Annotated in this window: 10 protein-coding genes; 8 read left to right on the top strand and 2 right to left on the bottom strand. The window is 28.3% G+C overall.

Annotation, left to right across the window (positions count from 1 at the left end; translation table 11 throughout):
* Positions 1 to 627 precede the first annotated feature (627 nt).
* Positions 628 to 2,307, top strand: coding sequence for a WG repeat-containing protein (locus P3X86_RS09930; RefSeq protein ID WP_483292517.1), 1,680 nt, complete (start codon positions 628 to 630; stop codon positions 2,305 to 2,307).
* 598 nt (positions 2,308 to 2,905) lie between these two features.
* On the top strand, positions 2,906 to 4,579 hold the full coding sequence (locus tag P3X86_RS09925) for a WG repeat-containing protein (protein WP_483292516.1): 1,674 nt from the start codon (positions 2,906 to 2,908) through the stop codon (positions 4,577 to 4,579).
* Between the two features lie 407 nt (positions 4,580 to 4,986).
* Here the strand turns inward: P3X86_RS09925 and P3X86_RS09920 are convergent, their stop codons facing one another.
* Both P3X86_RS09920 and P3X86_RS09915 read right to left on the bottom strand, forming a co-directional pair.
* A complete protein-coding gene (locus P3X86_RS09920) occupies positions 4,987 to 5,475 on the bottom strand; it encodes a hypothetical protein (protein ID WP_483292515.1) in 489 nt (162 codons plus the stop codon).
* Positions 5,476 to 6,548: 1,073 nt separating this feature from the next.
* The gene (locus tag P3X86_RS09915; protein ID WP_483292514.1) at positions 6,549 to 8,201 is read right to left on the bottom strand and encodes a WG repeat-containing protein; all 1,653 of its coding nucleotides are present in this window, start codon (positions 8,199 to 8,201) and stop codon (positions 6,549 to 6,551) included.
* A 334-nt stretch (positions 8,202 to 8,535) separates the two neighbouring features.
* On the opposite strand from P3X86_RS09915, the gene P3X86_RS09910 reads away from it, so the two are divergent.
* The 6 genes from P3X86_RS09910 (at position 8,536) to P3X86_RS09885 (ending at position 12,747) form a co-directional block, all read left to right on the top strand.
* Entirely contained in the window at positions 8,536 to 9,414 is an 879-nt protein-coding gene (locus P3X86_RS09910) for an ATP-grasp domain-containing protein (protein WP_483292513.1), read from the top strand.
* Between the two features lie 38 nt (positions 9,415 to 9,452).
* On the top strand, positions 9,453 to 10,331 hold the full coding sequence (locus P3X86_RS09905) for an SPL family radical SAM protein (protein ID WP_483292512.1): 879 nt from the start codon (positions 9,453 to 9,455) through the stop codon (positions 10,329 to 10,331).
* A 46-nt stretch (positions 10,332 to 10,377) separates the two neighbouring features.
* The gene (locus P3X86_RS09900) at positions 10,378 to 10,551 is read left to right on the top strand and encodes a CPCC family cysteine-rich protein (RefSeq protein WP_483292511.1); all 174 of its coding nucleotides are present in this window, start codon (positions 10,378 to 10,380) and stop codon (positions 10,549 to 10,551) included.
* A 140-nt stretch (positions 10,552 to 10,691) separates the two neighbouring features.
* The gene (locus P3X86_RS09895; RefSeq protein ID WP_483292510.1) at positions 10,692 to 11,303 is read left to right on the top strand and encodes a LysE/ArgO family amino acid transporter; all 612 of its coding nucleotides are present in this window, start codon (positions 10,692 to 10,694) and stop codon (positions 11,301 to 11,303) included.
* 74 nt (positions 11,304 to 11,377) lie between these two features.
* Positions 11,378 to 11,557: a hypothetical protein gene (locus tag P3X86_RS09890; protein ID WP_483292548.1), complete on the top strand. Its 180-nt coding sequence runs from the start codon at positions 11,378 to 11,380 to the stop codon at positions 11,555 to 11,557.
* A gap of 314 nt (positions 11,558 to 11,871) precedes the next feature.
* A complete protein-coding gene (locus P3X86_RS09885; protein WP_483292509.1) occupies positions 11,872 to 12,747 on the top strand; it encodes an N-acetylmuramoyl-L-alanine amidase family protein in 876 nt (291 codons plus the stop codon).
* Positions 12,748 to 12,795 lie beyond the last annotated feature (48 nt).

Here is a 12,795-nt window from a genome sequence, read left to right as displayed (position 1 = left end):
CGATAAACTAAGTGAAAAAATTAACAGAAAAATATATGTACAACTAGGATTAAATATTGTCCTAGTTGTACTTTTTTACTTATTAAGTGTGATAAGTATAGTTCTAAATGTGTAGTGGTAATCTAATGTGTTTTTTTATGTTTATAAGTGTAAAATAAAAGTAAACTGAAAAGAAATATAACTGCAATAGAAATGAAATAATTATTTATATATTTTATGATATAATCAATCTGAATAATTCCAATCCATTTCATATCCTAAAGTAACTATTTTTAAGGCGTGTGATGAATTAAATAAATGTTTGCAAGGTTACAGGACTAAAAATATTATTTCATATTGACCGAGATTTACAAGAATGAAGACATATTGGGGAAAAGTTTACAATAGTTTTTACATGTATTCTGTTCCTGAGAATATGTTAGTTTGACTTGTCTGCAAGCACGCTTTAGAGATATATATTTCATGTATGTGTGTGAAAATTATTTTACCAATTCTACTTATTGCTATATGTAGTTCTTTCGTATAAATGCAATAGGTAAAAGTATAAAGGATTTTTGAGATGAGAATATAAAACAAAAATTAAGTAAAAGGATATGTAGATTAAGTTTAATAGAAAGGTGATAAAAAATGAAAAAGATAATAGTATTTGGATTATCAGCAGTAATTGCATCTAATATACTAGGTTGTCAAGCCGTAGAAGGAGTTAGAAATGAATCGAATAAGATATCGAATCAGGCTAACTATTCAAGGAATAATGAAGTAACTATGTTTAGAAATGAACCAAAAAAAATTAGTAAGGATATTTTAAACGAATTAAAGTTTATAGATAAACATTCATACAATGGAGTAAGTTTAAGGATACAACGATTTGCAGACAGAAACGGTTTGGTTCCTTTTGCTTTACATAATCCAGAAAAAAAAATAGAGCATTATGGGTTTATAAATAATAAAGATGGTGGATATATTCTGCCTACGTTTGATTATATTCAGTTTAACAAGATTAATTTTTTTGAGAATGGCTTAGAACCTGTTAAAAAAGGTGGTAAATACGGATATATCAACATCAAGGGAGAAAAAGTTATTGACCATAATTTTGAAGAAGCTAGAGTTTTTCAAAGTGGCCTAGCTGCAGTAAAGAAAAATGGGATGTGGGGTTATATAGATCGAAAAGGTAATATGGTTATAAGTCCACAATTTAAAGATGCGATTCTTTTTATAGGAGGTGTGGATGTTGCAGAAGTAACAACAAAGGATAACAAGAAAGCGTTAATTAATAAGCAAGGAGACATTCTACTACAATGCGATGGGCTTATGAGTTTATCTATAGGAAATATTTATACAGAAAAAAAAGATTGCATTTATTTTTCTGCAACGAAAAATAATAAAAGTGCTTTAGTTAAAGTGGAAAAAGGTAGAATGAAACAGTTAACAGATTATATCTACACGACCATATATTATGATGATGGAGAATTTGGATATGAGAAACAAAGTTCGGATTATATGCATAAACGTGGAACATTAGACTTAGAAGGTAAAGAGACCAAAGAAGAACACAATCCAAAAGGATTGCGTTATGTTAAAGTTTCTAATGGTAGATTTATAGTTACTAATATGGATGGATTATGCGGAATTGCAGATGAAAATAAAAAAATGATTATTTCTCCTAAGTTCTTACATATAGATCCATTTGTTAGTAAGTATTATGCAATAGTACAAACAAAGGATATGAGGCAAGGGATAATAGATAGAGAAGGAAATTTTATTATAAAACCTGATAATTTACGGATACAACGTGTAGAAAACAAGGAAGATTATATTATTGTTGGTGAAGAAGGTAATCCGAAGAGTAAAGTACAACTATATGATGTAAAAAGAAAGAAATACATTGGTGGAAAGTATATAGATATCCATCCAATGAATGATGATTTCATTGTTGCTGTAAATGATAGGAAAAGAGGGCTTATGAATAAGAATGGAGAAATTATTATAAAGCCATATGATGATTATAGATACGAAGAACATAAAAAGGGCTACATCGTAAAAAATAATGAAAAAGGAAGGTACATCACTAATTTGGCGGGAAAGAAGACAAGTGATGAAATATATCAAGCAGTGTATAATATAGATGAGAATAACTACCGTGTTGTAAGGAAAAACCTCAAATATGGGCTCGCAGATAAAGATGGTAACCTATTGATACCATGCATTAATGAAATGATTAAAGTCGTTGATAAATCAAAGGCACAAATTGTTTTGAAAAATGGAGATGAAGTAATTATTGGAACTGTAGAGATACCAAATAAATAAATTTCTAGAATAGTCTACAATATTACTAAGTATAATAATTCCCATAGAAATATGTTTACAACTAGGATTAAATATTGTCCTAGTTGTATTTTGTTTTTGATAAGAGGTGATTAAGTAATGTCAAATAGATTAATAATGAAAATTGTTTGCCAAATCATTTCTTCTAGAAGGAGAGAATAAAAGGTAGGATCATAAGTATATAGAATCTTAACACGATTTATAATAATAATTTAGTTTTAAATAATGAGAGGTGTTTTATTATAGTTCGTAAAGTTTAAAAGTATAAATAATAATAAACCGAAAAGAAATATAACTGTAAAAGAAATGAAATATACATTACACCATATTATGGTATAATTTATCATAGTAATCCTAAAAAAAATTCAGACATAGAATATCATAAAATAGTTAAATGTATTAATAATCTAAATAAATAAACTTTGAGAAAGGGGTGGCTTGAGCAACTATTTTGACATAGGTGTTAAATCATACAGATACAATAGCAGAAAAGTATAAAAATTTTTTAGATATGAAAATATAGAACATAAATTAAATAAAAGGATATGTAGATTAAATCTTATAGAAAAGGTGATTAAAAATGAAAAAAATAATAGTATTTGGACTATCGGCTATAATCGCATCTAATATGCTAGGTTGTCAAGTCGCAGAAGGAGTTAGAAATAAAGGGAATAAAATACCTACTTCGCATAACAAAGCAACTATGTTTAGTAATAACTCAAATAAAAAGTTTAGTAAGGAAGTTTTAAATCAATTAAAGTTTATAGATAAACATTCATACAAGGGAAACTTAAGAATACAACGATACTCAGACCAAAATGGTATAGTGCCTTTTGCTTTAAGTCATCCGCAGAAAGAGAAAGAGTATTTTGGTTTTATAAACGGTAAAGATGGTGGGCATATTCCTCCTGCATATGATTATATTCAGTTTAACAAGTTTAAATACTTTGAATCTGGCTTAGAACCTGTTGAAAAAGGTGGCAAATATGGGTATATCAACATTAAGGGAGAAAAAATTATTGATTTTATTTATGAAGGAGCTATGGATTTTGAAAATGATGTAGCTGCAGTTAATAAAAATGGGCTATGGGGTTATGTCAATACAAAAGGTGATACGGTTATAAAACCACAATTTAAGCAAGTGGATACCTTTATAGAAGGAGTAAATGTTGCTATAGTAACAACTAAGAATGATAAGCAAGCATTAATTAATAAGCAGGGAGAAGTGTTAATACAATCTGATCATCTGTTTAGCTTATCTAACCCAGAAGAAAAAAATAACGATTATATTTGCTTTGCTGCAATGAAAAACGATAAACATGCTTTAGTTAAAATTGAAAACGGTACAACAAAACAGCTAACAGACTATATTTATGATCAATTATTTTATGATAATGGTGAAATTAAATATTCAAAAATGGGCTTAGATTTAGATGAAGAAGGAACATTAGACTTAGAAGGGAAAGAAACTAAAGAAACTAAAGAAACTAAAGAAGAATATAATCCAAATGGATTGCAGTATGGTAAAGTTCATAATGGTAGACGTATAGTTACTAATATGGATGGGTTATGCGGAATTGCAGATGAAAATAAAAAAATAATTCTGTCTCCTAAGTTCACACATATAGAACCATTTATTAGTAAGTATTATGCAATAGTACAAACTGCAGACATGAAGAATGGAATAATTGATAGAGAAGGAAATATTATTATAAAACCTAGTAATTTACAGATACAACCTGTAGAAAACAAGAAAGATTATATTACTGTTGGACAAGAAGGTGGTCAGAAGAGTAAAGTACAACTATATGATGTAAAAAGTAAGAAGTACATTGGTGGAAAATACGCAAATATTCATCCAATGAATGATGATTTTATTGTTATGGTGAATGATAAGAAAAGTGGGCTTATGAATAAGAATGGTGAATTTATAGTAGAGCCATATGATTATTATTCATACGAAGAACATAAAAAAGGCTATATTGTGAAAAGTAATGAAAATGGGTTATATATAACGAATTTGGCAGGAAAGAAACTGAGTGAGGAAACATATCAAATAGTACAACCTATAGATAAAAATAACTACCGTGTTGTAATGCAAAAACTTAAATATGGATTAGCAGATAAAGATGGTAACTTATTAGTTCCATGCGTTAGTGAATTTATTAAAGTTATTGATAAAACAAAAGCACAAATTGTCATGAAAAATGGAGATGAAGTAATTATCGGAACTGTTGAGATACCAAGTAAATAAATTTCTAGAATAGTCTACAATAAAACTAAGTATAATAATTCCCATAAAAATATGTCTACAACTAGGATTAAATATTGTCCTAGTTGTATTTTGTTTTGCTAAGGGGTTAGATAAGTAGTGTCAAATAGAATTAGTCGTGAATGATAGGTAGAACATATTAATTAACTTAGTAATGAAAACATTTGCTACAGCTTAAACGTTACTACGTTAATAATAGCATTTATTAGAGAAAGATAGCGAGATGTGGGTTCTTAAATGAAGTGCATCACTAAAAAATTAAAATTACTAGAGTGGATATAGTAGAGAAGCCCCAAAAGCCTCTTACTTCAGAGGCTTTTGGGGCTTGAGTTATCATCAAATTTAATTTGTTTGTATACTCCTAAGCATAATTTTAATACTACAAACTATTAAGGTATAGGTACTTCATTAAAATGAAACTTTATCTTTGTGGAACCACGACCTCCCAAAGGTTTTTTTGAGCTTCTAGCATGAGCTCTGAATCGTAATTTAGTAGGCAAATAATAGAAACCCACTTTAATATAGTTGGAAGCTTCTATAGAGAATAAGTTTTCTGATCCAAAAGAAGATATTATTTCAATCCAGAAATCTTCAGATTTCTTTGGAATTTGAATTCTGCTATTATAATCATTAAGATCATATGTGTATGTTAATGGAGTGCTTGGCTTATAACATTGTGGATATATCAAGAAAACAGTACCATTTGTAGCAGTATATTTTTGCCATTCAGTCGTATGTGAGTATCTTTTTCCATCCCATTTCGTATTTCTTGTTAACGCGTGGACTGTTATTTCATTGTCCCATACTTTTGCTAATGCCATACTGCTAAATCCTATTACCATACATAATACGAGAAGTAAAGATATCAATTTTTTCATATAAATTCCTCCTTTTAATTTAGTGCTTCTATAATAGTCAAAATGTTTTTCCTCCAATTATTTTTGCATAAAAAATTCCACACTTACAAATATCCTATAATTTACAAATCATTAGCTTAGAAGTATATTTCTTAAAAGGTACTTTATAATGCTTAATCATTGGATATTACATAATGACTATCAAAACTTTCTTTTACTCAATTCTGTTGACAAAAACAAGAATATCAAAATAAACATTCTAGTATGTTAAAAAAATTGTACTTTTTATTCTTCTTTTTTAAAATATATCACTAAGCTTTTACCCCTTTATGTCAATAATTACAAAAAAAACAAAAAAATAAAATAAATGTAAATAACTTATCTTCCTTTTATAATATCTTTACTTCCAATAACTACGACAGGACAATGACTCTAATATATATCCAGCTTCATTTACTTTGTTTAAATAATATTACAATTAAATATTCAAGAAAATAGAACATTTTTATCATTTTTAGATTATTTTATAGGGTAATCTAATATGTTTTGATAGAAGCATATAACATATTAACATCTTAGAAAGAATTGATAATTCTAATGTTAAACATAAAATTTTATACAGGAAGTGGTGTCTAAGCGATATATATACAATCACACATTTATTTGAAGTATTAAAATATCTAGAAAAGGACTTCGCGAAGAATTAGAAGAACAAAAAATATAGATTGTTGAACAAGTCAGAAAAATACTTAGAAGAAAAGTTGATGCACTATATAGAAAATAAAAGATATTAAAAATTTTCTAGAAACATACTTTTAACAAAAAAATGATAAAAACACTACCACGTTTTTTATTTAATAGCATTTCATCATGCCATGGTAACATTAGGCATAAAAAATTTAATGTCATTAATGCACTAGGTAATCTTTTTCTAATGTTTGTTTTAAATAAGAATACATATGTTTAGTTTTATCTATTGAATATTTGTAGCTTAGCTGATATTTATGGATTTAAATTGTGATTAGTAGTCTTATTTACTCCAAGTCGTAAAAAGGCTATCTTATCATTTTTGCACGTATAGTCCATTTATGGAATTACTGTGGTATTGACACAGTTCCGATTATAGCCTGATAGTCTTCTGATAGTACAATTTGAGCTGAATTTTTATCTAGCACTTTAATCATCTTGCAAATGGTAGGAATCAACAAGTTACCATCCTTATCTGCAAGTCCATATTTGAAGTTATTCATAACAATACGATAGTTAAATGTATCTATAGGGCTTATGGATTGGTAAACTTCATTGCTTGTTTTTTCTCCGACCAAGTTTGTTATATAGGAACCTTTGTCATTGCTTTTTATTATATAACCATTAGAATGCTCATTGTAAATAAAATTATTATAAGGTTCAATTACAAATTCACCATCTTTATTCATTAATCCACTTTTATTATTATCAATCATCACAACAAAATCTTCTCCTAGCGAATAAATATGCTCAAAATTTTTCCCTATATATTTTTTGTTTTTCAAATCAAACAATCTTTTATTTATATTTGTGGAGTTATAATTTTCAACTATGCAAAAACTACTTTTTTCTTGCAATGGAGAAACTGTAGCATCTAATGGCTCCAATACATAATTTCCATTTCCATCAATAACTGCATTTTTAGAATCTTTGGTGATAACACACCAATATGTAGATTTTTTATCTAGTGGATGAATTGAATAAAATTGAGGTTCTATAATAATGTTTTTATTTTTGTCAGCAAGACCTACCAAACCTTCATTGTTATGAATGATATAGTGGTTATCTATTCGCTCATAAACAATACTTTGGTTTTCTGAGGTCGGGTGTTTTTCTTCATAGAATGCTTGGCCAGTATCATTAATTATGCCACTTTCTGAATTAGAGTTGTTATTGTTTTTGGTATAATTAAAAACCAATCCATTTTCATACAAAGAATCGTAAAGAAAATCTGTCATATACATAATCATTCCATTTTCTATCTTTAATAGGGCTTTTTTGTTTTTATTAGTAATGACAAGATAAGGAGAGGATTTTTCGCTATCTTTATTATGAATGAATTCTAAGTTGTCGAAACTAATTTTTGTATTTCCTTTTTTATCAATCAGAGCTTGTTTTTTATTAGAAAGCTCTACAACTGCGACATTCATATCTTCAAAGAAATTAGAAGCTTGTTGATATGTAGGAGGTATAACAATGTCACCTTTTAGATTAATATAGCCGTAAAGCCCATCTTTTTTAATCATGGCTAAGCCATCTTTAAATGCACGAGCTTCATCATAAATAAAATCAATTACAGTTTCGCCTTTAATGTTTATAAAACCGAATCGATCATTTTTTTTGACAGGTTCGAGTCCACCAGAAAAGTATTCATCTCCATTCATATCCAAATATTGATATATTGGCAATACATACCCACCGTCAATATTATTGATAAATCCGTAATATTCGTTATCTGTTTTTGTGTTATATACTGCTATAGGGGTAATTCCATTTGTATTAACAAGTAAAGGAAATCTTAACTTTCCTATAAGAACTTCTTTATTTATAAAATCCAGGTTTTCGTAAGCATCTTTATCAGCTACCGATAGAGTATTGTGGATATTAGTAGTTGACTTAGCGACTATATTATTAGTTGCTTCAGATTGCGGGGAGGTATTGCACCCGAGTATATGAATAGTTAATATTATTAATGCTCCGACTATGATTAATTTTTTCATTATACATGTCCTTTCTATTATTAATATCCAATAATTATACAATACAAATATTACATAATTATTAATCAAAGATTAAATCATAATGTTTAATAAAACTACATTTTAGTGACATTGAATTAAGAAACTAAGTCAAACAAAAATAAGAGTATATTAAATTATTGCAATTGTTGTTTTGTTAATATTGAGATTGGGTATGTTAGTATTACAGTTTATCTTGATTTTTGGTAAATACTATAGTAGATTTAATTATGAGTATTAATGGAATAACGATCCAATAAGAAATAATTAAATGAGCTTATAGTTAAAGTAAAATAAATATAGGGGGGATAGCTAAATGATTACTAAGAATGTAGAGGTTGTAATACTAGTTTCTCGAAAATATGCTTTAGCACCACATAACGATGATTTGACTTTAAAAGAAGCCTTAGAAAAACGTGGCTATATGACAGATATTGTAGCTTGGGACGACACTACTTATGATTTTAACACAATAAAGCTAGCTATAATTAGATCATGTTGGGATTATGATGACAGAGTATCAGAATTCTTTGATGCCATGAAAAAGATAAGTGAATCTACAATTTTGATAAATGATTACAAGACAATAGTAAATAACAGTAACAAGTATTATTTAGAAGGACTAAATGATAAAGGGATATCTATTATACCCACCTACTATATCAGTAAATTAGATGATGTAGAAACTGCTGTAAAAGGTATTGATGCAGAAAAAATTATTATAAAACCTGTCATTAGCGCTAGTGGCAAGAACACCTTTAGAGTGAAAAGACAAGATATTAATGAAATAAGAAGACTTGTAGATGAAATATTAAAAGAAAAGCATGCTATGCTACAACCATATATAGAAACAATAGAAAGCAAGGGGGAAAAATCAACTATAGTTGTTGATGGAAAAATAGTATATGCAGTAGATAAAAAGCCAGCCAAAGGAGGCTATCTAGTGCACAATCATATGGGAGGTAGTTATAATGAGTCTGATATAACATCATTAGATATACGATTTATAGATGGCATAATAAGAACTATGGAAAAAACGCCTACTTATATGAGAGTAGATTATTTATTTGATGAAGCAGGAGAGCCTATGTTGTTAGAGCTTGAATTAATTGAACCTAACCTTTATCTCTCGAAAAGTAAAAAGTCATTAGACATACTAGTTGATAGTATGGTAAAAATTCTAGAAAGTAATTAGATAATATTAATATATACTTGAATAGAAAGGAAAATATCATGCATTATAAGGAAGCAAAATCAATCTTATCTTCACAAAATGGAATGAACATATATCGTGGTTGTACTCATGGTTGTATCTACTGTGATAGTAGAAGTAGATGCTATAATATGCAGCATGAGTTTGAAGATGTAGAAGTTAAGAAAAATGCACCTGAATTGCTAGAAATGGCACTTAGAAGAAAACGAAAAAAGTGTATGATTGGTACAGGAGCGATGTGTGATCCGTACATGCACATTGAAGATGAGTTGAAATACACAAGAAAGTGTCTAAAGATTATTGAAAAATACGGTTTTGGTCTGTGTGTGCAAACAAAATCAAAGCGTATTTTAAATGATTTAGACCTACTCACGAGTATAAATCATAATTCAAAATGCGTTGTTCAAATGACAATGACAACATACGATGAGAAACTTTGCAAGATAATAGAACCAGATGTTTGTACAACCAAAGAACGTTTTGAGGTATTAAAAATAATGAACAAGAACGATATTCCTACAGTTGTATGGTTAACGCCAATTTTACCTTTTATTAACGATACGGAGTATAATATTAGAGGTATTTTAGATTACTGTATAAAAGCTAAAGTATATGGAATCATTTGTTTTGGGATTGGTTTGACACTGCGTGATGGTAATAGACAGTATTTTTATTCAAAGCTAGATGAACATTTTCGGGGTCTAAAACAAAAATATCATCATAAATTTGGATATAGCTATGAGCTAAGAAGTGATAATCATGAAAAACTGAAGAATATGTTTTATACTGAATGTAAAAAACATAATATCATTTGTGATAATAATCAGATATTTAAGTATATGAATACGTTTGAAGATAAACGAGGTTATGAGCAATTGAGTTTTTTTGATAAATTGTAATTAATGTATAGGGTTTTGATAAGGGAGGTCATGAGGATGAAATACTGTGGTTATTATACATTACCAGTACAGCAGAACATGCCCTTCTGTATTCATTTACCCAGTTTGTTTTTGGGAAATTGATTTATTTATTAAAGATGATGATGAGCCTAGTGAACAAAACCATCAGTTAACTTTAAATCAAGCAATAGATAATTATAAAACATGGAGCGTGCACTAAAGATATGTAGAAGTATGTGAGAAAACCAAATAAAAATGAATTAATAAATAGTAAGCTATATAGTTTTTATAGTTATCAGAAGGTTACTTACTTAGTAAAGACTATTGTCATAATATACTAATCAGAAAGGGGGAATGGCAATGAACTCATTTATACAGGGGTTTTTGCTAGGATTTGCATATGTAGCTCCGATTGGTATGCAAAATATATATGTTATCAACAGTGCTTTGGTTAACAAAAAAGCAAAAGCATTTGCAGTGGCGTTTATAACTGTATTTTTTGATATTGCGCTTGCATTGACATGCTTTTTTGGCATGGGAATAGTAATGGAAAAGATAAAAATCCTTAAATTATTCATCTTGTTTATAGGATCTATAGTAGTTATATACATAGGAATACAACTTATTAAATCTGATCCTCAGATTGATAAAGAAGTTGATACTAGCAAATCTATACCTCAAATTATTTTAGCGTGTTTTTTAATCACTTGGGCAAACCCACAAGCTTTAATTGATGGTTCACTATTATTAGGAGGATTTAAAGCTAGTTTACCAAAAGATGATGCAAGCATATTTATTTCAGGTGTTTGCATAGCATCAGCAACTTGGTTTATTAGTCTTACTGGGATTGTATCATTTTTTAAAGGTATTATTAGAAAAAATCATATGAAAATAATCAATATATTTTGTGGTATTATTATAATTTATTATGGACTCAAATTAGGTTATAGCTTTATAGTAGAGATACTGTAGAAAATATTTCAACGGTATAATTGTTCATATATCACATCTTTTTCTAAAAGGTAAGTAATTAAATAAAAGCGCACTTGTATGCTATATTACTAAGATACAATAACTCTATTTTTAGATTTAACGCTAAACAAGGAGAAGCTACTGGTAGAAGTGGTATTGTTGAAGTAGAAGTCATGATTAAAGATAAAGAACCAGTAGAAGTAAAAATTTGTGGTGAAGCTGTAGTTGTATTTCAACCACACCCAACAATATAGTCAACAAAGCAATATGTTATGTAATATATTTATAATAAAGCAGTCTTATTTTATCAACTAAAATGTAATAAAGTTATAGTATATTGAAGACGGTTAATTACATTGCCATGAACTTTAATTATTAAAATAATAAAGGAAGTGTCTAAGGACGCTTCCTATTTATGTTTTAGACTATTATACACAATTAAATGGGGCAAGATAATAAGCACCGTTATAAATAAGTGTAATAATCATAAAACTACACAAAATATAGTAGAGATTTAAACTCATTTATAACAAATAATTGAAGTCTTGACACAAAAGGAGTGATGAACTTGAAAAATACAAAATTAAATGCATTGAAAAAATGGATAGCCATAATAAGCATTATAAGCATAGGTTTATGTGGTATATATTTTTTTACAAAAGTAACTACGACTGATGAAGAAAAAGAAAATAAAGAAGTTGTTGATTTAAATGAAAAGCGCACTGATAAAAGTTCTAATAAAGATAAGGAAGCAGGCACGAAAATAAAAACAAAAGATGAAGAAAAATCAAGTATAAGTGATAAAATAATTTGCATAGATCCAGGACATCAATTAAAAGGAAATTTAGAAAAAGAAGCAGTAGCACCAAATAGTAAAATTGTTAAATTCAAATGTTCGTCAGGAACAGTAGGTGTCAGTACAAAGATAAGAGAAGAAAAATTAAATTTAGAAGTGGGATTACTTTTAAAACAAAAACTGATAAATGAAGGTGCAAAGGTAGTAATGACAAGAGAAACTTCAAAAGTGGATATAAGTAATGTTGAAAGAGCGGAGATAAGTAATAAAGCAAATTCGGATGTATTTATCAGAATTCATGCGGATGGTAGTGAGAATCATAATGTTGCTGGGATATCAGTACTAGTTCCAAATGATAAATATATCAAAGATAAAAAAATGTTGCAAAGAAGTTATGATATAGGTAGTTGTGTTTTAAAGTCGGTAGTTGAGCATACGAAAGCGAAAAATAAAGGCATAATTAAGAGAGGAGATATATCAGGCTTTAATTGGTCAAAAAAACCAGTGATATTGATAGAGATGGGATTTATGACTAATCCTGATGAGGATAAAAAATTAAATGCTAAACAATATCAAAATAAAATAGTGGAAGGAATAATAGATGGATTAAAGCGCTATTTTGATCAAGATAATAAAAATTCACGATAAATTTAGTTTCAATTTTGATTTTTATTGTTTTTCTAGTGCAAATATTTT

This window comes from Abyssisolibacter sp. ZYX002 (assembly GCF_056892235.1).
This window is presented reverse-complemented; position numbering and strand designations above follow the sequence as displayed.